We start from the raw sequence: 21115 nt of genomic DNA, 5'->3' as shown, positions 1-21115 counted from the left end.
GAGGTCCGTCGCGAGGCCGGACCCGCCATCCTCGGGGGTCAGGGCATGAATGTCGAAGTCTACATGACCGGCGACCAGATCGGGGTCTATTCCACGGTCAGCTTCACCGGCAACAACAACGACATCGTGGTGACGCTGACCGATGTGCAGCCCCTGGGCGCGCCGACGGATGTATTCCGCGTGGTGGTGACGCAGGTCAGCCCCGGCCAGACCGAGTTCACCAACGGCCAGTTCGTCGCGATCTATGCATGGCCCGACACCGACCCGCCCTCGCCGCCGCTCTATTCGGGGCTGAACCCGCAACATGACCAGTTCCAGGACCGCGCCTCCGCGACCGACCACATGATCTTCACCACGGCGCCGGTGGTCTTCGACGTGAACGGGGTGACGCCGGGCACCATGACCTACGGGCCGGGGGACGACCCGCCGCGCATGTCGAAACTGCCGTTCTCGGCCCTGCCCTCCACCCCGCCCGCCGTACCCTGCTTCACCCGCGGTACGCTGATCACCACGCCCGAGGGCCCCGTGCCGGTGGAGCGGCTGCGGCCCGGTGATCTGGTGGAGACGCTGGACCGGGGGCCGCAGCCGCTGCGCTGGGTCGGGGCGCGGACGGTGGAGGGAATGGGGCGCTTTGCCCCGATCCACATCGCGGCGGGGGCGCTGGGGAACCGGCGGGCGCTCTGCCTGTCGCCGCAGCACCGGGTGCTGTTGCGCGACTGGCGGGCGGAGCTGTGGTTCGGCTCCAGCGCCGTCTTCGTGGCGGCGCGGCATCTGGTGACAGGGCGCTCGGTGCGCGTGGCGCCGGTGTCGCGCGTCACCTACCTGCATCTGGCCTTCGACCGGCACGAGGCGGTCTTTGCCGAAGGGCTGACCTGCGAGAGCCTGCATCTGGGGCCGATGAGCCTTGCCGCGATGGATGGGGCGCAGCGGGCGGAACTGATGGCGCTGTTTCCCGAGCTTGCGACCGGCTGGCCCGGCGAGACGGCGCATCCCTGCCTGCGGCCCTGGGAGGTGGGGCCGCTGGTGACCGGGCAGCTCTGCTAGAGAAGGACCGGGGTGCGATCCCCCGCCGCGAAGCGCCGCAGCACTGCCGGATACAGCCGATGCTCCTGCACCAGCACCCGCGCGCCAAGGGTTTCCGCCGTGTCGCCCGGCAGCACCGGCACCCGCGCCTGACCGAGCAGCGGGCCCTCGTCCAGCGCCGCCGTCACCTCATGCACCGAACAGCCCGCCTCGATATCGCCCGCGTCCAGCGCGCGCTGATGGGTGTGCAGCCCGGTGTATTTCGGCAGGAGTGAGGGATGGATGTTCAGCATCCGCCCCTCGAAACGCGCGACGAAACCGGGCGTCAGCACCCGCATGAAGCCGGCAAGGCAGAGGATGTCGGGCTCGGCTGCGAGGATCGGTTGCAGCAGCGCCGCCTCGAAGGCCGCACGGTCGCCCTTGAAGGGGCGATGCTCCACCGCCGCCGTGGCGATGCCGAGCTCCGCCGCGCGCTTCAGGCCCATGGCCCCGGGATCGTTGGAAGCGACCAGCACGGGCCGCGCCGGATGGTCGCCGGTCATGCTGGCGACAAGGGCGAGCATGTTGGAGCCACCCCCGGAAATCAGGATGGCGACGCGTTTCACAGCAGCGCGCCGGTGTAGCTGACCCCCTGCCCGGCGGTGACCTTGCCGAGCGGCACGACGGTCTCGCCATGCGCCTGCAGCAGCGCGGTCAGCGCCTCGGCCTGGTCGGCGGCGACCACGGCGATCATGCCGATGCCGCAGTTGAAGGTCTTCAAGAGCTCGGGCTCGGCCATGTTGGCGGTCTCTGCCATCCAGCGGAACACCGGGGGCAGCTGCCAGGCGCCGAGGTCGATCAGCGCGCCGTGGCCCTCGGGCAGGACGCGCGGCAGGTTCTCGGTCAGTCCGCCGCCGGTGATATGCGCCAAGGCATGCACCCCGCCCGCCCGCACCGCGGCCAGCGCCTGCTTCACATAGAGCCGCGTCGGCGTCAGCAGCGCCTTGCCGAGCTTGCCCTCGGCGAAGGGCGCGTCGGACTCCCAATGCAGGCCCGAAACCTCGACCACCTTGCGTACGAAGGAATAGCCGTTGGAATGAACCCCGTCGGAGGCGAGGCCCAAGAGCACGTCGCCGATCTGCACGCCCTGCGGCAGATCCTGCCCGCGCTCCATCGCGCCCACGGCGAAACCGGCCAGATCGAAGTCGCCCTTGTGATACATCCCCGGCATTTCCGCCGTCTCGCCGCCGATCAGCGCGCAGCCCGAGGCCTCGCAGCCCGCGGCGATGCCGTCGATGATGCGGGCGGCCTGATCGACCTCAAGCTTTCCGGTGGCGAAATAGTCGAGGAAGAACAGGGGTTCCGCGCCCTGACAGACCAGATCGTTGACGCACATCGCCACGAGGTCGATGCCGATGCTGTCCACCTCGCCGGTTTCGATGGCGATGCGCAGCTTGGTGCCGACGCCGTCGGTCGCGGCAACGAGCACCGGATCGGTGTAGCCCGCCGCCTTCAGGTCGAAGAGCGCGCCGAAGCCGCCGAGACCCGACATGGTGCCGGGGCGCTGGGTGCGCTTGGCGGCAGGCTTGATCCGCTCGACCAGCGCGTTGCCGGCGTCGATATCCACCCCCGCATCGGCATAGGTCATCCCATTGTGAGTCGTGGTCATGGCGCGGCCCCTGCAAGCAATCCCGATCCCGCACCGCATAGACGATCCCCGCCCCTCGCGCAACGCGAAGCGGCTGGCGGAAGGGGCACCGGGAGCGGCAAGGCTTGACCGCTTCCCCCGCAGGCTTTAGTGCAAACCCCGGCCGGGCCTGTAGCTCAATGGTCAGAGCAGGGCGCTCATAACGCCTTGGTTGGGGGTTCGAGTCCCTCCGGGCCTACCACTCCCCTGCCCCGTCGCTCAGAGGCCGAAGGCCTCGCCCGCCCGACCGGCGAGGGGGCCGATGTAGGGCTCGACCTCGTTGAAGCCCTCCCAGATCATCTTGAGCGCGACGTAGAGGATGATCGCCAGACCGACATAGGCGATCCAGCGGTGCTTGTTCAGCAGGCGGGCGAGGAAGCTGGCGGCGAGGCCCATCATCGAGATCGACAGCATGAGCCCGATCACCAGCACCCAGAGATGCTCGCCCGCGGCGCCCGACACGGCCAGCACGTTGTCGAGCGACATCGACACGTCGGCGATGACGATCTGCGCGGCGGCCTGCAGGAAAGTCTTGCGCGGGGCGCCCTCGGCGGCCTCGGCATGCAGGGCTGCGTCGGCGGCGTCGTAATCGTCCTGCGGGGTGCGGAGTTCCTCCCACATCTTCCAGCAGACCCAGAGCAGCAGGAGCCCGCCAGCGAGCATCAGCCCCACGATCTGCAGGATGTACTGGGTGGCGGCGGCAAAGCAGATGCGCAGCACGGTGGCGGCGATGATGCCAACGAGGATCGCCTTGCCGCGCTGCTCCTTCGGAAGACCTGCGGCGGCGAGGCCGATGACGATCGCGTTGTCGCCGGCCAGCACCAGATCGATCATCACGATCTGGGCCAGCGCGGTCAGCGCCTCTGCGGTGATGAAATCCATCGAAGCTGTCCTTGGGACGGAAAGGCCGAGTCGGGGCGTCGGCGCTCCGGCCTCCGTTTCTATCTCTCGCTCCGTGCGGCGCCAAGGCCGCGTCCGGAGCTTCGGCCGAGATGCCGCAGGCCTCTCGCGCTCCTGTCAGAGCGCCTCGCCGCCGAGTTCGTCCATCACCAGCTGCCGTGCGCGGCTGACGCGGCTCTTCACCGTTCCGACGGCGCAATTGCAGATCCGCGCGGCATCCTCGTAGCTTTCGCCGAGCATAACCACGAGGATGAGGATCTCGCGGTAATGGGTGGGCAGGCGATCGATGGCGGCCATCAGCTCGCGCCCCCGCACCGCCCATTCCTGCGACGGCGCCACGGACATCTCGCCCGAGACGCAATCCTCGGCGCCGGTCTTCTCGCGGGCGCTGATGCGGACCTTGGTAAAGAAGGTGTTGCGCAGGATGGTGAAGAGCCAGGCCCGCAGTCGGGTGCCCGCCTGGAACTTGTCGGCGTTGGACAGCGCTTTCAGCAAGGTCTCCTGCACCAGGTCATCGGCATCGGCCTGATTGCGGCTCAGCGAGCGGGCATAGGCGCGCAGAGCGGGAATGAGGTCGATTACATCCGGGATAATGGACCTGGGTGGCGTCTGATCCGTCACGGGCGGCTCCTGCATATCGTCCTCGTCTCGACTCGAACTTAACGTTCACTTGTTTGACGGGTTCCCCCTTTGCAGTTGCATAGTGTGCGGGCTCATAGCAAAACTGGCGCGAGGACAGGAGCAGACATGGCGTCAACCGAAGATGAGGACGGCAGAGCGGCGCTCGGCGAGCCCGATCTGAGGGGGTTGAGCCAGAGCCTGCTGAGGGCCATCGAAGCCGAGCCCGTGCCCGAGGCCATCCTTGCGCTCGCCCGCGCGCTGGACGAGGCGCTGGCGGCACGTGAGGGGCTCGAGCGGGTGGAGCCCGCGGTTCTCAGCCGTCGTCAGGACTGACGGAACATTCAGCGCAAGTCTCCGTTGTGCCCGAGTTCGCACGGCCGATCCGCCGTTCCCGCGACAACTCAGGAGTTGACCCATGAAAACCAAGACCTTGGACGATCTTTTTCTCGAGCAACTCAAAGACGTGTATTACGCCGAGCGCAAGATCCTGAAAGCCCTGCCGAAAATGGCCCGCGGCGCCCAATCGGCCGAACTGAAGGCCGCCTTCACCAAGCACAAGGAAGAGACCGACGGCCAGATCGAGCGGTTGCAGCAGATCTTCGAGATCATGGGCAAGCGCGCGCAGGGCAAGACCTGCCCGGCCATCGACGGCATCCTCGAAGAGGGTGAAGAAGTCATGGAAGACTTCAAGGGCTCGCCCGCTCTCGATGCTGGTCTCGTTGCCTCGGCGCAGGCCGTCGAGCACTACGAGATCACCCGCTACGGCACGCTGAAGCGTTGGGCCGACTGCCTCGGCATGAAGGACGTCTCGAAGCTGCTGGCGGCGACGCTGGAAGAAGAGAGCGCCACCGACGAGGCGCTGACCGCGCTGGCCGATGGTTCGATCAACGAGAGCGCGATGCAGTCGGCGGCCTGAGGCTGTCTGTCGCCATGCGCGAGGAAAAGCGGTCCCTCGGGGCCGCTTTTTTCATATCCGGTTCCCGCCCGACGAGGAAAAACGCTGTTTCAGGGGCGTGAACAACGGAAAAGGCGGCCCGAAAGGCCGCCTTTTTCCAGTTAGGGAGCGCAGGTCGTGTGCTCAGTGGCGACGTGCGCGCCCGGCTTGCTTGTCGCGAAGTCGGTCCAGCAGAAGGGCGAAGCGATCGCCTGTCTGATCGGGAAGGCCCGCGTCGTAGACGCGGCGGAGGTTTTCCTGGACTTGACGCTTCACCATCGCGTCATGTTCTTCCTGTATCTCGGTATACATTTTGTGCGGTCCGTTCTGTGTCTCATCACTGATACAAGTCTTGACGGGCCCGGATGTTCCACTCTGGGGTGACTCTGCGTCAGCATTCCCCGACTGCGGCGAAACGGCAACAGCCCCGGCCTTCCCCAAGGGGGTGTTGCTGCTCATGATGCTAACGCAAGATATTGGGGTGCCGAGTCCTCTTCCTCGGTCACCTCGTCGCACCAGACCTTGAAGCCGTCGAGGCGGATGTTGCCGAAGGCGGTGATCATCGGAACATCCACCGCGTCGCGTCCGCGCACCATGACGATGCGACCGATGCGGGGCGTATTGTAGCGCGCGTCGATGGTGCGCCAGACGCCGCCGACATGCACCTCGACCCAGGCGCAGAAATCGCCCTCACCGGCATAGGGCACGCCGATGTCGCCGAGATAGCCGCTGCAGTAGCGCGCCGGGATGTTCAGGGCGCGGCAGAGCGCGATGGTCAGATGCGCGAAGTCACGGCAGACGCCGCGCCCGTCGCGCCAGACATCGAGCGCGGTCTTGTTCGGGCTGGCATGGCCATAGCCGAACTGGATGTGATTGTGCACGAAGTCGCAGATCGCCTGCACCCGGCCCCAGCCCGCCTCGATATGGCCGAACATCGCCCAGGCGTCACCCGAGAGCAGGTCGGATTCGCAGTAGCGGCTCGGGGAGAGGTATTGCAGCGTGTCGGCCGGCAGATCGTCCACCGGCAGGCAGAGCGCGTCGGGGTCGAACCCGTCCGGCAGCCCGTCATCCTGCGCAACGGCATCCCAGCGCATCCGCAGCGGGCCGGAGGCTGCGGGCACGCGCAGACGGCGGTTGCCGAAGGCATCGGTGAAGGGACGCGCGCGGGAGGCGGGGGTCAGTTCGATCGGCATCGGCGCCTCGAGCCGCCAGTCCTCTTCGGGACGCGGCGACAGGGCCAGCACGACGGAGGTCTCGCCCATCCGCTCGATCGTGATGTCAAAACCGATGCGTATCTTCATGATCAAAATTCCAGGCTGTCATATTCGGGCGTCATTATTTCGCAAGCAACACGCTCGCAGGCGTTTGGTTCCGCCCGGCCGTGCTTTTCAGGCGGGGAGCTGCCGAGCCGCCCGCGAGGCCCCCTGAAATGCGGGGATGTCCGGTCAAGGAACTCTGCCCGACGCCCCCGCGTTCCCTCGCCGCGCCAAGCTTCATACCTTCCAGCCGAGGACGCCCGATGACCCGCGACCTGAAGACCTACCGGGCCAAGCGCGACTTCGCCAAGACCGCCGAACCCGCGGGGGAGGACGTGCTGCCGGAGGGCCGCAGCTTCGTGGTGCAGAAGCACGACGCCTCGCGGCTGCACTGGGATTTCCGACTGGAGTGGCAGGGCGTGCTTTTGAGCTGGGCCGTCACCCGCGGCCCGAGCGCCGATACCGGCGCACGGCGTCTGGCGGTGCGGACCGAGGATCACCCGGTCAGCTACGGCAGTTTCGAGGGCACCATTCCCAAGGGTGAATATGGCGGCGGCACGGTGATGCTGTGGGACCGCGGCACATGGGCGCCCAAGGGCGATGTGGACGAGGGTTTGAAGAGCGGCAGTCTGAAGTTCGTGCTCTCGGGCGAGCGAATGAAGGGCGGCTGGACGCTGGTGCGGATGAAGCCGCGCGGCAAGGAGAAGGGCGAGAACTGGCTGCTGATCAAGGAGCATGACAGCCACGAGGCCGAAGACACCGAAGGTCTGGTGAGCGAGCACATGACGAGCGTCAGCACCGGACGCTCGATGGCGGAGATCGCCGCGGACAAGCCGGCGCGCAAGCGAAAGGCCCCGGCGAAGATGGCCAAGGCGAAGGCCCCTGCCCTGCCCGGCTTTCGCCCGGTGCAACTGGCCAAGCTGCAGACCAAGGCCCCGGACAGCGACGACTGGTTGCACGAGACCAAGTTCGACGGTTACCGCTGTCTTGCCGCCCTCGCCGGGGGCGAGGTTCGGCTCTACACCCGCAGCGGGCTCGACTGGACGGCACAGTTCGGCACGCTGGTGCCGGAGTTCGAGCGGATCGACTGCCGCTCGGCGCTGATCGACGGCGAGGTGATCGCACCGGGGGTGGAGACGGGAATGTTCTCGGCGCTGCAGGACCGGCTGAAGCACGGCGGCGCGCTCGCCTTCATGGCCTTCGACCTGCTGGAGTTGGACGGCAAGGATCTGACGACGCAGCCGCTGATCGAGCGCAAGGTGGCGCTGGAGGGGCTGCTTGGCGAAGGTGTCGGCGCAATTCGCTATTCCAGCCATGTCGAGGGTCAGGGGGGCGAGGTCTTCCGCCGGATGTGCGAGGCGGGACAGGAGGGCATCATCTCCAAGCGCAGCAGCGCGCCCTATCGCGGCAGCCGCAACGGCGACTGGCTGAAGATAAAATGCGGCCAGCGGCAGGAGTTCGTGATCTGCGGCTTCAAGCCCTCCGACAAGCCGGGGCGGCCCTTCGCCTCGCTGGTGATGGGCACGGTGGAAAAGGGCGCGCTGGTCTATCGCGGCGGCGTCGGTACCGGCTTCGGCGCGCCGGAGTTCCGCGAGCTGAAGCCGCTTCTGACGGAGCGCAAGCAGGGGAAAAGCCCGTTCAAACGCACGCCGCCCGAGGCGAGGGGCACCGTCTGGGTGACGCCCGATCTGGTGGCCGAAGTCAGCTTTGCCGAGCTGACCGCCGATGGCAGCATCCGGCACGGCGTCTACGAAGGGCTGCGGCTGGACAAGGCGAGCCGCGAGGTGCGGCTGGAAGAGGGAGAGACCGAGATGCCGGAGCCGAAGGCAAAGCCGCGTCGGCGGGGCAAGAATGAAGCCGAGGTCAAGGGTCTGCGGATCTCGAGCCCCGACCGCAAGGTGTTCGAGGACCCGCCGGTGACCAAGCTGCAGGTGGCCGAGCATTACGCGGCACTGGCCGATCGCATCCTGCCGTTTCTCAAGGATCGCCCCGTCTCGCTGTTGCGCTGCCCGGACGGGGTGGCGGGCGAGTGTTTCTTCCAGAAGCACCGCACGCAGGGCATGCCCGATGCGATGGGCACGGTGACGGTGGAGACAAAGGACGGGCCGGAGGAGTTCATCTCGCTGTCGAACGCTGCGGGGCTGATCGGGTCGGCGCAGATGGGGGCGATCGAATTCCACATCTGGGGCTCGAAGAACGCCCGGCTCGAAGTGCCGGACCGGCTGGTCTTCGACCTCGACCCCGACGAGGGACTGGGATTCGAGGCGGTGAAGGCGGGGGCGCAGGATGTGCGGGCGCGGCTCGATGCGCTGGGGCTGCCCTCGGTGCCGATGCTGTCGGGCGGCAAGGGCATCCATGTGATCGTGCCGCTGAAACCCAAGGCGGAATGGGACACGGTGAAGCTCTTCGCCCGCGCGCTGGCCGCGCTGATGGCCGAGGCGGCGCCCGAGCGCTACGTCGCCACCATGTCGAAAGCCGAGCGCAAGGGCCGGATCTTCATCGACTGGCTTCGCAACGACCGAGGTTCCACCGCCGTGACCCCCTACAGCCTGCGGGCGCGGCCGGGGGCCAAGGTGGCGGTACCGGTCACATGGGACGAGCTCGAGGAGATCACCAGCGCCGGCGCCTTCGACATCGTCTCGGTGCGTGACCGGCTCAACCTGCCCTGCCCGCTGCGCGAGGCGGGCAAGACGGCTGTGACGTTGGGGTCGCAGGTGTTGAAACGCTTGGAAAAACAGGTCGAGGAGGGACAGGCATGACCGGACTGACGATGGAAACGCTGGAGGGGCGGCTGATCGCGCAGCGCAAGATCCTCGCGCTGCTGCTGGCGCGGCTGCCCGCGGAGGAGGCTCCGGCGCTGTGGGAATATCTGGCCGAGCGCAGCACCATGCAGGACGCGCAGGAGGACCCGGGCGCGGTGCCCGCTCCGGGTGTCGGCATCGAGGTGGCGATTGCCGAGGAGATCCGGCTGATCTCGGAGGAGGCCAAGCGCCACACCGGGCGCGACCCGCAGAAGCCGCGGGTCGGCGAGGGCTGAGGCCTCAGCGCCGCAGCAGGAGACTGTCCGACAGCGGGTCCTCGGTGGGCAGCAGGGCAAAGCTCTGCACCCCCGGCGCCACCGAAAGCGCCGCCGCCAGCCGGTCGGCCTCGGCTGTTGTGCGGCAATAGGTGGAGGTGGTGAGCTTCGAGACCCCCGTGGTGCGGTCATGGCTCTGGCTCAGGGCGTGGATGCTAAGCCCGATGTCGCTTAGGATCGCGCGCAGCGCGGGAGCGTCGAAGCCGCTGTCCGGCTCGGTCTCGATCCGCAGCCGCACCTCGGTGCGCACCGGCAGCACGGCAAAGAGCATGCGCAGCAGCACCAGCACGATCAGCGCGGCCATCGCCCCCGCCACGGCCAGCCAGTACATGCCCACGCCGTAAACGATGCCGAGCGCCGCGGTGATCCAGAGCGAGGCCGCGGTGGTCAGCCCGTGCACCGAGGGCCCCTCGCGGAAGATCACCCCTGCGCCGAGGAAGCCGATCCCGGTCAGGATACCATGCGCCATCCGCGCCGGATCGGTGACAAGCTGGCTGTCGGGCAGCATCGTCATCACCCAGTCGCCCTGATGCGCGGCGGCCAGGGTGAGCAGCGTTGCAGCGAAGCAGACGAGCGCGTGGGTCCGCAGCCCCGCGGCCTTGCCGCGCACCTCGCGCTCCAGCCCGATCAGCAGTCCGGTGGCGAGGCTGCTCAGCAGCGGCAGCGTGAAGTTGTTCTCGGTAAAACCCTGAATAAACTCGGCAATCATCGCCCGCCCCCTGCAGCTTGTCCCTAGGTAACGCAAGCCCCTGCGCATCGTTCCCCAAGGAAACAAGGCCGTGCACGTTGCCGCGATGCCACAGTGGAAGAGGAACAAAACCCCTCCGAAAACTGTCTTCTCGCTGGAAGGTCAGGCAGGCCAGAGACAGTCAAAGGAGTGGGTGGAGATGGCAATCGGTGCGGTGAAAGCTCCCCGGATTCTGGTGGTCGAGGATGACCTTCTGATCGCGATGGATCTGGTCGACGAGCTGGAAAGCGCCGGCATCCAGGTGGCTGGCCCCGCCCGCACGGTGCAGGACGCACTGCGGATGATCGAGGCGCAGGAGATCGACGCGGCCCTTCTCGACGTGCATCTGCATGACGAGGATTCCTACCCCATCGCCGCCGCCTTGCAGGAGCGCGGGCTGCCCTTCGCCTTTCTCAGCGGCCATGCGGCGGGCGCCCTGCCGCCGGAGTTCAGCGGTCATGTGGTGCTGCAGAAGCCGGTGGTGACGGCGCTGCTCACCTCGATGATCGACACAATGCTGCAGAGGTAGCGGGACCGGGGCAAGCACAGTGGCGCGGACGGGATAGAGGTCGGCGCCAATCCCTGGCCAGGCGGGAAACCGGAAAAACCTCTCCTGTCCCTCATGCCGTCGCGTCCGGTTGACACGCGCCACGATGCTCGGGGGGCGAACCGGCGGAAGCGGCGGATGTTCCCGGAGCCGCAAATGACAAACGGCCCCGCGAGGCGGAGCCGTTGTTACAGGCACGGGTGCGCCGCAAGGCGCGGTACTGGTTACGGAGTTCTGATGCCGGGTCGCTCAGCGCAGGCCGAGGAAGGACAGGATGGCGATGACCACGACCACGAGGCCGACGAGATAGATGATGCTGTTCACTGGAATGGGCTCCTTGCTGAAATCTGGTAGAGGCTGCTTACATCGGCAGCGTGGGCGGGACGGGCATCGGGTTCGAGGGTCCCTCGCCGTCCATCGGCGGCAGGTCGATGTCTTTCTGCGGCACGGGCCGCGGGTCGGGTGTCACGTCGGGAGACGGACCTTCCGGGGGAACCGGCATGGGCCCCGGCACCGGCTTGGGGTCTGACATCATGGGTCTTTCCTTTCGCGCCTTGTCGTCTGGGGCGTCCTAGCCCGCTGTCGTCACAATGCCGCTCACGGGTATTTGTTCCCTGCCTCTCGCCGCCGCCGATCCTCCGCCGTGGCGTCAAGGAGATCGCGCGCGGGGCACTGCATCCGGGGCCGCCAGCGGCGCGCTGCGTCGCCGATCCGCTGGAACATTCAGCGCAAACGCCTGTTTCACCGGCAGTCGCATGATGCGGATGGCATGAAGCCGACCGCTCAACCATCCCGGACTGAGGAGGACGACATGGCACAGCGATACGACAATCAGCGCGACCGGAACGACAGGGGCTTTGGCGGTTACCGAGCCGAAGGCGACCGGGGGCGCGGCGGGCAACGCTTCGGCGGCCCGCGCGACGATGACTCGGACCGGTTTCAGGATCGCTTCTACAACGAGGCCGGGCAGGAAGGCCCGGGATCGATGGAACGCGGGCTCGAGGACTGGCAGCAGCACGAGGGCGGCAACCGGGGCGGGCCCCAAGGCTATCGCGCTCCGCGCGGTCAGGACTGGGGCGGGCGCGACCATGTCGGCTCCGGCGGGCGTGACTACAGCGGCGGGCGCGACCTTGGCGCGGTCTGGGATCAGAGCGGGCGCGGCGACAGCCGGCGAGACTACGGTTCCGGCAGCCATGACGGACGCGACCGCGAGTTGCGCGGCTATGGCGCCCGCGACTGGATCCGGGGCGACGAAGGCCGCGACCGGGGCGGCCGGGACCGGGGCGAAAGCCACAGCGACCGCGGCTTCATGGAGCGCGCCTCGGACGAGGTCGCCTCGTGGATGGGCAGCGAGGAAGCGACCCGCCGCCGCGAGGAAGACCATCGCGGCAAAGGCCCGCGCGGCTATCAGCGGTCGGACGAGCGCATTCAGGACGATGTGAACGACCGGCTGAGCGACGATCCGCGGCTTGATGCCTCCGATATCAACGTCTCGGTTGCCTCCGCCGAAGTCACGCTGAGCGGCGAGGTCGCCTCGAAATTCGCCCGCCGCCAAGCCGAGGATTGCGCCGATGCGGTCTCCGGCGTGCGCTACGTGCAGAACAATCTGCGGGTGCGCGGCAGCCAGACGCCGGGTTCGGCCGGCGGCACCGGGGTGCGGCGCGACGAGATCGCCTCGTCACTGGAAGAGACCGGGCTCAGCGGCTCGAAGAACACGCAAGCCTGACGATGCTGCCGACCGGCCCGACATGCAGGACGGCTCGGCAAGATCTCAGGACCAACGCAGACAGGAGATACCTCATGAACCGTCTTACCTTCGCCACCGGCGCCATGGCGCTGCTGCTCGCCTCCACCGCTCATGCCCAAGGCACTACGGCGACCGGAACTACCATGGGCCAGACCTGGGATGCCCCGCTGGCCGATACCTTCTTCGTGCCCGGCGGCTCGATGGCGCTGCGGACCGAGCCGGAGATCCAAACCAGCTGGGCCTCGCTGAGCGAGGATCAGAAGCAGCAGGTGCGCGATGATTGCGCCGCCTTCGGCACCGACGCCGCCGCCCAGGAAGCAGGCGTCGCCGGAGCCGCCTCGGGCGGTGTGTCCGACGCGATGGCCAACGGTGCCGAGAGCGCGACCGGCGGCACCAGCGATATGGCCGGCTCGGGCAGCAGCACGGGCGGAACCAGCGACATGCCCTCGACCGGCGCCACGGGCGGGACGAGCGACAGTGCCGCGACCGGCACCACCGGCGGGTCCTCGGACATGTCGGCCTCGGGCGCGACCAGCAGCACAACCGGGAGCACGGCTGACACGCCCGCGACCGGCGCGGTCGACAACGGCACCACCGGCGGAATGTCGGCCGGCACCGGCACCGAGGGCTCCGACGCCGCCGACATGACGCAGCCGAAGTCCGGCTCGACCGAGAACGCCACCGTGGCCGAAGATGACGGCTCCACCGGCGCCGGCACCTCCACCCTGCCCACCGGCCCCGAAGCCTCGGGCACCGGGACGGCCACCAATCAGGCGGCGGACGGCGCGACCACCGGCAGCGGCGCGGGCACCAGCGGCATGGCGACCAACGACACCACCGCCTCGCCCTCCGAGGAAAGCACCATCGACACCAGCAGCGTCTCGCTGACGACCTGGACCCAGATCTGCACCATGGTCGAAACGCTCTGACGCGCTGCCGACCGAAGGCGTTGATTGCGCGCGTTTTGTCCCTTACGCATCGCGTTTCGCCTTCGGTCGGTCCGGTTGAATTGTCACGATACCTGCCCTCGGGATTTCCGGGGGCAGGTATGGCCTTTTGTCATCCAATGTTTTTATTTTCGTCACAGTCGTATTTTTAGCGACCACCCGCGGCAAGGCTCCGGCTGCCTTTCACGATCTGCAAATAAATATCGCACCGACAGGAAACCGATTGCGAATGTGCTGCGTTGGTTCTGTGCAGGGTGCAAGGCTCTGCTTGCACCTCCCGGTTCAAAGATCGAAAAGGAGACACTCATGAAGAAAGTCATCGCACTGTCCGCAGCCCTCGCCGCTGCTGGAGCGTTCTCGGCTTCCGCACAAGAGACTGCCCCCACCAGCGATCCCGCAACGCCCCCGGCGGCGACCGACACCACGACGCCGCCCGCGACCGACAGCACCACGCCTCCGGCGGGTGACATGCCGGCCAACGACACCACCACGGCGCCCGCCGGTGACATGCCCGCGACGACGGACAGCACTACGCCGCCCGCCGGCGACATGCCTGACGCCTCGAGCGGCGGCACCGGCACCGGCATGAACCCGGCGACCGACGACACGACGCCTTCGGCGGACACCGGCACCAGCACCATGCCTTCAACCGACATGGAGGCCACGCCGCCTGCCACCGATACCGATGCGACCGACACGATGGCGCCCGACACCATGGCGCCGACCGACGGCGCGGCCGCGCCGATGGGCGGCGACATGCAGGTACCCGAGGGCTACACGCTCTACTCCGGCGAACCGATGACCGCCGAGAACCTGCAGGATGCCGCGGTCTACGCCTCCGACGACTCGTCGGTCGGCAACATCTCGGACTTCGTGCTGGCTGAAGACGGCTCGATCACCCAGGTGATCTTCGATGTCGGCGGCTTCCTCGGGATCGGCGCGCGTAACGTCGCCGTGCCCTTCGAAGATCTGCAGATCTACACCAATGCCGATGCGACCGACATGCGCGTCTATCTTCCGATGACCAAGGAAGAGCTGGAAGCCCTGCCGGAATACACCGAAAGCTGATTTCGGAACGACGATTTTAAGGGCGCGCGGGGAAACGTTCCTCGCGCGCTTCAAATTTTCAAGGCATCACGCGGCGCCTTCACGACTTCCGTTCCGCAACCGATGCCCTTCCCTCGTAAATACGCCCACGACCAAATGACAAAATCGCGATCAAGCGAAACCAAATTGTCGAACGGGGCGTTTTTAATTCGCAGGGTGAGGAGCTCTGCTTCTTGTCCGATCCATTCATCATCTGAGGAAACTGTCATGAACAAGATTATTACCCTTACGGCTGCGCTCGCGACCATTTCGGCGTTTACGGTTCCGGTTTATGCTCAGGGCGCCAACACCCCCGGCACCACCGACAGCACCACCGATGCGGGCAACCCGCCGTCAGGCGAAAGCAACGACAGCACCACGGATGCCGGCAATCCGCCTTCGGGCAGCCCGGAAAACGATGCCAACGGCAGCACCACGACCGATGGCCAGACCACCACGCCGACCGATCTCGCCGATCCGGCCGTGAACAACCCGGCCGAAGCGTCGAGCACGCCGACCACCGACGGCTCGATGACGATGGAAGCGCCGGAAGGCTTCACCGCTCAGACCACCGGCACGCCGATCCTGGCGTCCAGCCTGCAGAACGCCAACATCTACACCACCTCGGGTCAGGTTGTGGGTGCCGCCTCGCAGATCGTGTCGGGCGCTGACGGTTCGGCCAGCCAGATCATCTTCGACGTGGGCCAGTACATGGGCGCCGACACCAAGATCGTCGCTGTTCCGGTCACCGACGTGCAGGTCTACACCAGCGCCGACAACAGCGAATACCGGATCATCCTGCCGATGAGCGAGGCCGAGATCCAGGCGCTGCCGCCCTACGCCAACTGATCGACCGTCCTTTCTAGACGGTTTTGGGGCGCGCAGGATTTCCTGCGCGCCTTTCCTTTTGGAACTTCTGCGAGCTCGAGGGGTTGGCCAGCGTATCAACCAAGGAGCGTGTGGATGGTCATTTTAAGCGGAATCGTCTTCGCCCTCTTTGGTCTGGGCTTGTTTATCCCCGGGGTCTGGCTCCTGTCGCTCGGAGGCAGCGCCTATTACGCCATAACCGGATTGGCCGTGCTCGCCGTGGCGCTGCTGCTGTTCCGCCGCCGCTCGGATGCCCTCTGGGTCTATGCGCTCGTGATCGTCGGCTCGCTCGCTTGGGCGATCTGGGAGGTCGGCTTCGACTGGTGGCAACTGGTGCCGCGTGGCGGGCTGATCGCGGTGCTGGGCATCTGGCTCTACCTGCCGCCGGTGCGCCGCCGCCTGCCGCTGGACGACGGGCGCCCTGCCCCTGGCCTGCCGATCGCGCTGAGCCTGATCGCAGCCATCGCTGTCGCCGGCTATTCGATGACGCAGGATCCCGCCAACATCGACGGCGCGCTTTCTACCGAAGTGGTCAATGCCGCCCCCGATCTCGGGCCGACCTCGCCCGACGACGAGTGGAACCAGTATGGCCGCACTCAATACGGCCAGCGTTATTCACCGCTGGACCAGATCAACCTGCAGAACGTGTCTGAGCTGGAGCAGGCCTGGGAATACCAGACCGGCGACGTGAAGCTGCCGCAGGACGTGACCGAGACCACCTATCAGGTGACGCCGCTGAAGGTGGGCGACAGCCTCTATATCTGCACGCCGCACAACCTCGCCATAGCACTGGACGCGGCAACCGGCGAAGAGATATGGCGCTATGACGCCAATTCCGGGCTGGAGCCGGATCGCCAGCACCAGACCTGCCGCGGCGTGACCTACTGGCGCGACCCGGGTCGCGCAGCCGACGCCAACTGCGCCGAGCGGGTCTACCTGCCGACCGCCGACGCTCGGCTGATCGCGCTCGATGCGCGCACCGGATCGGTCTGCACCTTCTTCGGCGACAGCGGCGTGCTGCGGCTGGAGCGGGGCATGCCCTACAATCCGGCGGGCTACTACTATTCCACGTCGCCCCCCGTGGCCGTTGCGGGTCGCCTAATCATCGGCGGCGCGGTGAACGACAATTTCTCCGTCAATTCGCAGTCCGGCGTGATCCGCGCCTATGATATCAACACCGGCGCGCTGCTCTGGAACTGGGACAGCGCGAAGCCCGAGAGCACCGCGCCGATCGATTACGAGCAGGGCGAGACCTATACGGCGAACTCGCCGAACAGCTGGTCGATCTTCTCGGTCGATGAGGAGCGGGGCATGGTCTACATCCCGCTCGGCAATCAGGTGCCGGACCAGCTCGGGATGGGGCGGACCGAGGCGGTGGAAGAGCATTCCTCCTCGATCGTGGCGCTCGACGTCACCACCGGCCAGCGGCAATGGGTCTTCCAGACCGTGCATCACGACCTGTGGGACATGGACGTGCCCGCCCAGCCGGTGCTCCTCGACCTGACGCAGGAGGATGGCACGACCGTCCCCGCACTGGTCGGGCCGACCAAGCAGGGCGACATCTATGTGCTGAACCGAGAGACCGGCGAACCGATTCTGCCGGTCACCGAGGAACCCGCGCCGGGCGGTGCCATCCCCGAGGATTTCACCGCACCGACCCAGCCCACCTCTGCGCTCACCTTCAAGCCCGACATGCTGCGCGAGAAGGACATGTGGGGCGTCACCATGTTCGACCAGCTCGGCTGCCGCATCCAGTATCACCGTCTGGCCTATGACGGGCGTTACACCCCGCCATCGCTGGGCGGCACCATCGTGCATCCGGGAAACTTCGGCGTGTTCAACTGGGGCTCCATCGCGGTAGACCCCGAGCGTCAGGTGATGTTCGGCATGCCGACCTACCTGCCCTTCACCTCGAAACTGGTGCCCGCCGCCGAGATCCCGCCGCCGAGCGAGGGCGCGACCGCCAGCGAGCAAGGCCTGAACCGCAACGAGGGCGCGCCTTACGGCGTGATCATGGGGCCCTTCCTCGGGCTGCTGCAGGTGCCCTGCGCCGCGCCGCCGTGGGGTTATGTGGCGGGGGCCAACCTGCGCACCGGCGAGATTGCCTGGATGCACAGGAACGGCACCGTGCGCGACATGACCCCGCTGCCCCTGCCCTTCAAGCTGGGCGTCCCGGGTATCGGCGGGCCGATCATCACCAAGGGCGGCGTGGCTTTCCTCGGGGCTGCGGTGGATGACTACCTGCGCGCCTATGACCTGACCACGGGCGACGAGCTCTGGCAGGCGCGCCTGCCCGCGGGCGGTCAGTCCACGCCGATGACCTATGTGCAGGAGGGTCGGCAGTTCGTGGTGATCGTGGCGGGCGGGCATGGCTCGGTCGGCACCAAACCGGGCGATTACGTCATCGCCTACGCGCTGCCCGAAAGCTGAGACGACGGTGCCGCGGCTCCGGAGAGGGGCCGCGGGAACCAACGCGCGCGGTGTCGGTTGGTTTATTGATGGAGTCCGACGCACGGTCAGACGCCGCAGGAACAAGGGCGGGAGCCCGTCACAGCGGAAAGGGGAAGCGTCATGTCCGCATCCGAAACCAACGTCAAGAAGCAGACCAAGCGACACAAGGGGCCGCTGATCGGCATGATCGCCGTGCTGGTCTTCGCGCTGGGGCTGTTTGTCTGGTGGCTCATGTACGAGGCCGCCGAGGGCACCGCTCCGCAGGGGGCCGATGTGAGCATCGACGGTCGCACCGGCGACGCCACGCTGGACCGGGCCGACCCGGTGACCGGCGAGCCCGGCGGGACCAGCACCCCCGCGACGCAGGTCCCGGCCAACTGATCTTCCTGTCTTTGCAGGCAAAGCCCCGGCCCCCGGCCGGGGCTTTCGCATTTGCGGCGGGCCCTGCTGCAACGCAGCAAATACGAAAGCCATAGATATTCGTTTACGTAAAAAACGCGCATTAACGAAAATTGCTTTTGACAAAACGTCGCAGCTGCGCTTCCTTGGCCTCCACGGCTTGAGGGGGAGATCATCGTGGCCATCGGCTCTGCGACCAACGCGACGGTCGATCTGTTCGTCATCGGCGGCGGGATCAACGGCTGCGGCATCGCCCGCGACGCCAGCGGCCGCGGGCTCAGCGTCACGCTCGCCGAGATGGGCGATCTTGCCCAGGCCACCTCCTCCTCCTCGACCAAGCTGTTCCACGGAGGGCTGCGTTACCTCGAGTATTTCGAGTTCCGCCTAGTCCGCGAGGCGCTGGAGGAACGCGAGACGCTGCTGGTGGCCATGCCGCATATCAGCTGGCCAATGCGCTTTGTGCTGCCCTATCACGAGGACATGCGCTTCGAGAGCAACACGCCGGTGTCGCGCATCCTCGGCCGGCTTATGCCCTGGCTGAAAGGCCGCCGCCCGGCTTGGCTGATCCGCGCCGCACTCTACACCTATGACCACATGGGCGGTCGCAAGATCCTGCCGCCGGCGCGCACGCTGGACCTGACCCGCGATCCGGCGGGCAAGGCGCTGAAGCCGAAGTTCACGCATGCCTATGAATATTCAGACTGCTGGGTCGAGGATTCGCGCCTCGTGGTGCTGAACGCCCGCGACGCCGAGGCCCGCGGTGCCGAGATCCTGGTGCAGACCAAGGTGGTCTCGGCGGAGCGGCGCGGAGATCTCTGGCATGTCGTGACCGAGGGGCCGGAGGGGCGGCGCGAGCATCGGGCGCGGGCGCTGGTCAACGCGGGCGGGCCCTGGGTCGAAGATGTGATCCGCAACACCCTGCGCATCAATTCGAGCGAGGGCGTCCGGCTGGTGCGGGGCAGCCATATCGTCACGAAGCGGCTCTTCGACCACGACCGCTGCTACTTCTTCCAGGGCACCGACGGGCGAATCATCTTCGCCATCCCCTACGAGCAGGATTTCACCCTGATCGGCACCACCGACCATGACCACAAGGGCGCGCCCGGCTCGGCCATCTGCACGCCGGAGGAGCAGGATTATCTCTGCACCTTCGCTTCGGAATATTTCGCCAAGCCGCTCACCCGTGCGGATATCGTCTGGACCTATTCCGGTGTCCGCCCGCTCTACAACGATGGCGCCAAATCGGCCACGGCGGCGACCCGCGACTATGTGCTGTCGCTGGACGAGAACGGCCCGCCGCTGCTGAACGTCTTCGGTGGCAAGATCACCACCTATCGTCGCTTGGCCGAAAGCGCGCTGGCAAAGCTGGCGCCGCGCTTCCCGCAGGCAAAGCCCGCCTGGACGGCGCGGGTCGCCCTGCCCGGCGGCGACTTCCCGCCCGACGGGGTGGCGGCGCTGACCGCGCGGCTGAGGGCCGAGCATCCCTTCCTGTCGCCCACCTGGGCGGCACGGCTGATCCGGGCCTACGGCACCGAGGCATGGCAGGTTCTGCGCGGCGCGCGCAATGCCGTTGAACTCGGACGCGATTTTGGTGCTACGCTCACCGAAGCGGAGGTCGACTGGCTGATGCAGAGGGAATACGCCAGACAGCCGGAGGACGTGATCTGGCGGCGCAGCAAGCTGGGGCTGCGCATGACGGTTGACGAGACGAGCGTGCTGGCCGCCTACATGCGGTCGGCACAAGACCGGGCGCTCAGCCCGGCGGCGGAGGGGGGACGATGACGCTGGAATTGCAGGGCGTGTCGCGTGTGGTCGAGGGGCGGGTGCATATCCATCCCACCGATCTCACGCTGGCCAAGGGGACGATGAACGTGCTGCTGGGGCCGACGCTCTCGGGCAAGACGAGCCTGATGCGGCTGATGGCCGGGCTCGACGCGCCGACGACGGGGCGCATCCTGTGGAACGGCGCCGATGTCACCGGGCAGCGGGTGCAGGACCGCCGGGTGGCGATGGTCTACCAGCAGTTCATCAACTACCCGGCGATGAGCGTCTACGACAACATAGCCTCGCCGCTGCGGCTGATGGGCAAGCCCAAGGCCGAGATCGATCGCGAGGTGCGCGCCACCGCCGAGATGCTGAAGCTGACGCCGATGCTCGACCGCAAGCCTTTGGCGCTGTCGGGCGGCCAGCAGCAGCGCTGCGCGCTGGCGCGGGCGCTGGTGAAGGGCGCGGGGCTGGTGCTGCTCGACGAGCCGCTGGCCAATCTCGACTACAAGCTGCGCGAGGAGCTGCGCGCCGAGATCCCGCGGATCTTCGAGGAATCGGGCGCGATCTTCGTCTATGCCACCACCGAACCGGAGGAGGCGCTGCTGCTGGGCGGCCATACCGCGACGCTCTGGGAGGGCCGGGTCACGCAGTTCGGCGTGACGCCGCAGGTCTATCGCCGCCCGGCGGATGCGACCACGGCGCGGGTGTTCTCGGACCCGCCGATGAACTTCGTGCCGGTCGCCAAGATCGGTCACCGGATGAACTTCGGCGGGCGGGCCAATGCCCCCGCCGACGGCGCCTTCGCCGCCCTGCCGGACGGGCGCTATCAGGCAGGCTTCCGCGCCAACCATCTGGCGATCAACCGCCACTCCGGGGCCGCGGTAGAGTTCGCCTGCGAGCTCGTGGTGACCGAGATCACCGGGTCGGAGACCTTCCTGCACCTGATGCATGGTGCCGACCGCTGGGTCGGGCTGGTGCATGGGGTCCATGATCTCGAGCCGGGCTCGCAGCTGTCGGTCTGGCTCGATCCGGCGCATGTCTATCTGTTCGACGAGGCCGGGGCGCTTGTGGCCCCCGCGGCCTACGCGGCTGCGGCCTGAG

At 67.2% G+C, this 21115-nt stretch carries 23 protein-coding genes and 1 tRNA gene; 15 read left to right on the top strand and 9 right to left on the bottom strand.

Going from position 1 to position 21115, the window contains the following annotated elements; translation table 11 throughout:
• The first annotated feature begins 45 nt into the window (after positions 1–45).
• Positions 46–1044, top strand: a complete 999-nt coding sequence (locus AC3A5Z_RS05300; protein ID WP_487518321.1) for a Hint domain-containing protein — start codon at positions 46–48, stop codon at positions 1042–1044.
• Here AC3A5Z_RS05300 and purN read toward each other — a convergent pair.
• Both purN and purM read right to left on the bottom strand, forming a co-directional pair.
• Complete coding sequence (gene purN, locus AC3A5Z_RS05295) at positions 1041–1628, bottom strand: phosphoribosylglycinamide formyltransferase (protein ID WP_487518320.1); 588 nt, start codon at positions 1626–1628, stop codon at positions 1041–1043. The two genes, AC3A5Z_RS05300 and purN, sit on opposite strands and share 4 nt — an antisense overlap.
• Positions 1625–2671, bottom strand: coding sequence for a phosphoribosylformylglycinamidine cyclo-ligase (gene purM, locus AC3A5Z_RS05290; RefSeq protein ID WP_487518319.1), 1047 nt, complete (start codon positions 2669–2671; stop codon positions 1625–1627). Before purM ends, purN begins: the two co-directional genes overlap by 4 nt.
• 144 nt (positions 2672–2815) lie before the next feature.
• Here purM and AC3A5Z_RS05285 point away from each other — a divergent pair.
• A tRNA-Ile gene (locus AC3A5Z_RS05285) sits at positions 2816–2891 on the top strand.
• Positions 2892–2908: 17 nt separating this feature from the next.
• Here the strand turns inward: AC3A5Z_RS05285 and AC3A5Z_RS05280 are convergent.
• Positions 2909–3571, bottom strand: coding sequence for a TerC family protein (locus tag AC3A5Z_RS05280; RefSeq protein ID WP_487518318.1), 663 nt, complete (start codon positions 3569–3571; stop codon positions 2909–2911).
• A gap of 135 nt (positions 3572–3706) precedes the next feature.
• On the bottom strand, positions 3707–4210 hold the full coding sequence (locus AC3A5Z_RS05275; RefSeq protein ID WP_487518317.1) for a sigma-70 family RNA polymerase sigma factor: 504 nt from the start codon (positions 4208–4210) through the stop codon (positions 3707–3709).
• 126 nt (positions 4211–4336) lie between these two features.
• Between AC3A5Z_RS05275 and AC3A5Z_RS05270 the strand changes: the two genes are divergently transcribed.
• Together AC3A5Z_RS05270 and AC3A5Z_RS05265 are read left to right on the top strand one after the other, a co-directional pair.
• Positions 4337–4543: a hypothetical protein gene (locus AC3A5Z_RS05270; protein ID WP_487518316.1), complete on the top strand. Its 207-nt coding sequence runs from the start codon at positions 4337–4339 to the stop codon at positions 4541–4543.
• A gap of 82 nt (positions 4544–4625) precedes the next feature.
• Complete coding sequence (locus tag AC3A5Z_RS05265; protein WP_487518315.1) at positions 4626–5126, top strand: YciE/YciF ferroxidase family protein; 501 nt, start codon at positions 4626–4628, stop codon at positions 5124–5126.
• A gap of 162 nt (positions 5127–5288) precedes the next feature.
• Here AC3A5Z_RS05265 and AC3A5Z_RS05260 read toward each other — a convergent pair whose 3' ends face one another.
• Positions 5289–5456, bottom strand: a complete 168-nt coding sequence (locus tag AC3A5Z_RS05260; protein ID WP_487518314.1) for a NepR family anti-sigma factor — start codon at positions 5454–5456, stop codon at positions 5289–5291.
• A gap of 143 nt (positions 5457–5599) precedes the next feature.
• Complete coding sequence (locus AC3A5Z_RS05255; protein ID WP_487518313.1) at positions 5600–6445, bottom strand: transglutaminase-like domain-containing protein; 846 nt, start codon at positions 6443–6445, stop codon at positions 5600–5602.
• Positions 6446–6663: 218 nt separating this feature from the next.
• Between AC3A5Z_RS05255 and ligD the strand changes: the two genes are divergently transcribed.
• The gene (ligD, locus tag AC3A5Z_RS05250; protein ID WP_487518312.1) at positions 6664–9159 is read left to right on the top strand and encodes a DNA ligase D; all 2496 of its coding nucleotides are present in this window, start codon (positions 6664–6666) and stop codon (positions 9157–9159) included.
• A complete protein-coding gene (locus AC3A5Z_RS05245; protein WP_487518311.1) occupies positions 9156–9437 on the top strand; it encodes a hypothetical protein in 282 nt (93 codons plus the stop codon). The genes ligD and AC3A5Z_RS05245 overlap by 4 nt, the downstream gene beginning before the upstream one ends.
• Positions 9438–9441: 4 nt before the next feature.
• On the opposite strand, the gene AC3A5Z_RS05240 is transcribed toward AC3A5Z_RS05245, so the two are convergent.
• Entirely contained in the window at positions 9442–10185 is a 744-nt protein-coding gene (locus AC3A5Z_RS05240; RefSeq protein WP_487518310.1) for an MgtC/SapB family protein, read from the bottom strand.
• Positions 10186–10363: 178 nt separating this feature from the next.
• Between AC3A5Z_RS05240 and AC3A5Z_RS05235 the strand changes: the two genes are divergently transcribed.
• A complete protein-coding gene (locus AC3A5Z_RS05235) occupies positions 10364–10732 on the top strand; it encodes a response regulator (protein WP_487518309.1) in 369 nt (122 codons plus the stop codon).
• Between the two features lie 379 nt (positions 10733–11111).
• Here AC3A5Z_RS05235 and AC3A5Z_RS05230 read toward each other — a convergent pair whose 3' ends face one another.
• Positions 11112–11285 (bottom strand): hypothetical protein, encoded by a 174-nt coding sequence (locus tag AC3A5Z_RS05230; RefSeq protein WP_487518308.1) that lies wholly within the window; start codon positions 11283–11285, stop codon positions 11112–11114.
• A gap of 276 nt (positions 11286–11561) precedes the next feature.
• Between AC3A5Z_RS05230 and AC3A5Z_RS05225 the strand changes: the two genes are divergently transcribed.
• From AC3A5Z_RS05225 to AC3A5Z_RS05215, 3 genes are all read left to right on the top strand, one after another.
• Positions 11562–12476, top strand: coding sequence for a BON domain-containing protein (locus tag AC3A5Z_RS05225; RefSeq protein ID WP_487518307.1), 915 nt, complete (start codon positions 11562–11564; stop codon positions 12474–12476).
• Between the two features lie 74 nt (positions 12477–12550).
• Positions 12551–13426, top strand: coding sequence for a hypothetical protein (locus AC3A5Z_RS05220; protein WP_487518306.1), 876 nt, complete (start codon positions 12551–12553; stop codon positions 13424–13426).
• A gap of 324 nt (positions 13427–13750) precedes the next feature.
• The gene (locus tag AC3A5Z_RS05215) at positions 13751–14512 is read left to right on the top strand and encodes a PRC-barrel domain-containing protein (RefSeq protein ID WP_487518305.1); all 762 of its coding nucleotides are present in this window, start codon (positions 13751–13753) and stop codon (positions 14510–14512) included.
• Between the two features lie 50 nt (positions 14513–14562).
• On the opposite strand, the gene AC3A5Z_RS05210 is transcribed toward AC3A5Z_RS05215, so the two are convergent.
• Positions 14563–14760 (bottom strand): hypothetical protein, encoded by a 198-nt coding sequence (locus tag AC3A5Z_RS05210; protein ID WP_487518304.1) that lies wholly within the window; start codon positions 14758–14760, stop codon positions 14563–14565.
• Here AC3A5Z_RS05210 and AC3A5Z_RS05205 point away from each other — a divergent pair.
• The 5 genes from AC3A5Z_RS05205 (at position 14759) to AC3A5Z_RS05185 (ending at position 21114) form a co-directional block, all read left to right on the top strand.
• Entirely contained in the window at positions 14759–15379 is a 621-nt protein-coding gene (locus AC3A5Z_RS05205; protein WP_487518303.1) for a hypothetical protein, read from the top strand. The two genes, AC3A5Z_RS05210 and AC3A5Z_RS05205, sit on opposite strands and share 2 nt — an antisense overlap.
• A gap of 114 nt (positions 15380–15493) precedes the next feature.
• Positions 15494–17827, top strand: coding sequence for a glucose/quinate/shikimate family membrane-bound PQQ-dependent dehydrogenase (locus AC3A5Z_RS05200; RefSeq protein WP_487518302.1), 2334 nt, complete (start codon positions 15494–15496; stop codon positions 17825–17827).
• 141 nt (positions 17828–17968) lie between these two features.
• On the top strand, positions 17969–18229 hold the full coding sequence (locus tag AC3A5Z_RS05195; protein ID WP_487518301.1) for a hypothetical protein: 261 nt from the start codon (positions 17969–17971) through the stop codon (positions 18227–18229).
• Between the two features lie 195 nt (positions 18230–18424).
• Positions 18425–20029, top strand: a complete 1605-nt coding sequence (gene glpD / locus AC3A5Z_RS05190; RefSeq protein WP_487518300.1) for a glycerol-3-phosphate dehydrogenase — start codon at positions 18425–18427, stop codon at positions 20027–20029.
• Entirely contained in the window at positions 20026–21114 is a 1089-nt protein-coding gene (locus tag AC3A5Z_RS05185; protein ID WP_487518299.1) for an ABC transporter ATP-binding protein, read from the top strand. Before glpD ends, AC3A5Z_RS05185 begins: the two co-directional genes overlap by 4 nt.
• Position 21115 lies beyond the last annotated feature (1 nt).

The sequence above is a fragment of the Cereibacter sp. Soil_C_27 genome (assembly GCF_057657095.1).
This window is presented reverse-complemented; position numbering and strand designations above follow the sequence as displayed.

Bases quoted from the DNA above. Each gene is read 5' to 3' on its own strand.
- purM (WP_487518319.1), bottom strand. From the start codon at position 2,671: ATGACCACGACTCACAATGGGATGACCTATGCCGATGCGGGGGTGGAT.
- AC3A5Z_RS05195 (WP_487518301.1), top strand. From the start codon at position 17,969: ATGTCCGCATCCGAAACCAACGTCAAGAAGCAGACCAAGCGACACAAG.
- AC3A5Z_RS05225 (WP_487518307.1), top strand. From the start codon at position 11,562: ATGGCACAGCGATACGACAATCAGCGCGACCGGAACGACAGGGGCTTT.
- AC3A5Z_RS05200 (WP_487518302.1), top strand. From the start codon at position 15,494: ATGGTCATTTTAAGCGGAATCGTCTTCGCCCTCTTTGGTCTGGGCTTG.
- AC3A5Z_RS05215 (WP_487518305.1), top strand. From the start codon at position 13,751: ATGAAGAAAGTCATCGCACTGTCCGCAGCCCTCGCCGCTGCTGGAGCG.
- AC3A5Z_RS05260 (WP_487518314.1), bottom strand. From the start codon at position 5,456: ATGTATACCGAGATACAGGAAGAACATGACGCGATGGTGAAGCGTCAA.
- AC3A5Z_RS05265 (WP_487518315.1), top strand. From the start codon at position 4,626: ATGAAAACCAAGACCTTGGACGATCTTTTTCTCGAGCAACTCAAAGAC.
- AC3A5Z_RS05235 (WP_487518309.1), top strand. From the start codon at position 10,364: ATGGCAATCGGTGCGGTGAAAGCTCCCCGGATTCTGGTGGTCGAGGAT.
- AC3A5Z_RS05205 (WP_487518303.1), top strand. From the start codon at position 14,759: ATGAACAAGATTATTACCCTTACGGCTGCGCTCGCGACCATTTCGGCG.
- AC3A5Z_RS05240 (WP_487518310.1), bottom strand. From the start codon at position 10,185: ATGATTGCCGAGTTTATTCAGGGTTTTACCGAGAACAACTTCACGCTG.
- AC3A5Z_RS05270 (WP_487518316.1), top strand. From the start codon at position 4,337: ATGGCGTCAACCGAAGATGAGGACGGCAGAGCGGCGCTCGGCGAGCCC.
- AC3A5Z_RS05210 (WP_487518304.1), bottom strand. From the start codon at position 14,760: ATGACAGTTTCCTCAGATGATGAATGGATCGGACAAGAAGCAGAGCTC.
- AC3A5Z_RS05185 (WP_487518299.1), top strand. From the start codon at position 20,026: ATGACGCTGGAATTGCAGGGCGTGTCGCGTGTGGTCGAGGGGCGGGTG.
- AC3A5Z_RS05230 (WP_487518308.1), bottom strand. From the start codon at position 11,285: ATGATGTCAGACCCCAAGCCGGTGCCGGGGCCCATGCCGGTTCCCCCG.
- AC3A5Z_RS05255 (WP_487518313.1), bottom strand. From the start codon at position 6,445: ATGAAGATACGCATCGGTTTTGACATCACGATCGAGCGGATGGGCGAG.
- AC3A5Z_RS05280 (WP_487518318.1), bottom strand. From the start codon at position 3,571: ATGGATTTCATCACCGCAGAGGCGCTGACCGCGCTGGCCCAGATCGTG.
- AC3A5Z_RS05220 (WP_487518306.1), top strand. From the start codon at position 12,551: ATGAACCGTCTTACCTTCGCCACCGGCGCCATGGCGCTGCTGCTCGCC.
- ligD (WP_487518312.1), top strand. From the start codon at position 6,664: ATGACCCGCGACCTGAAGACCTACCGGGCCAAGCGCGACTTCGCCAAG.
- AC3A5Z_RS05245 (WP_487518311.1), top strand. From the start codon at position 9,156: ATGACCGGACTGACGATGGAAACGCTGGAGGGGCGGCTGATCGCGCAG.
- AC3A5Z_RS05300 (WP_487518321.1), top strand. From the start codon at position 46: ATGAATGTCGAAGTCTACATGACCGGCGACCAGATCGGGGTCTATTCC.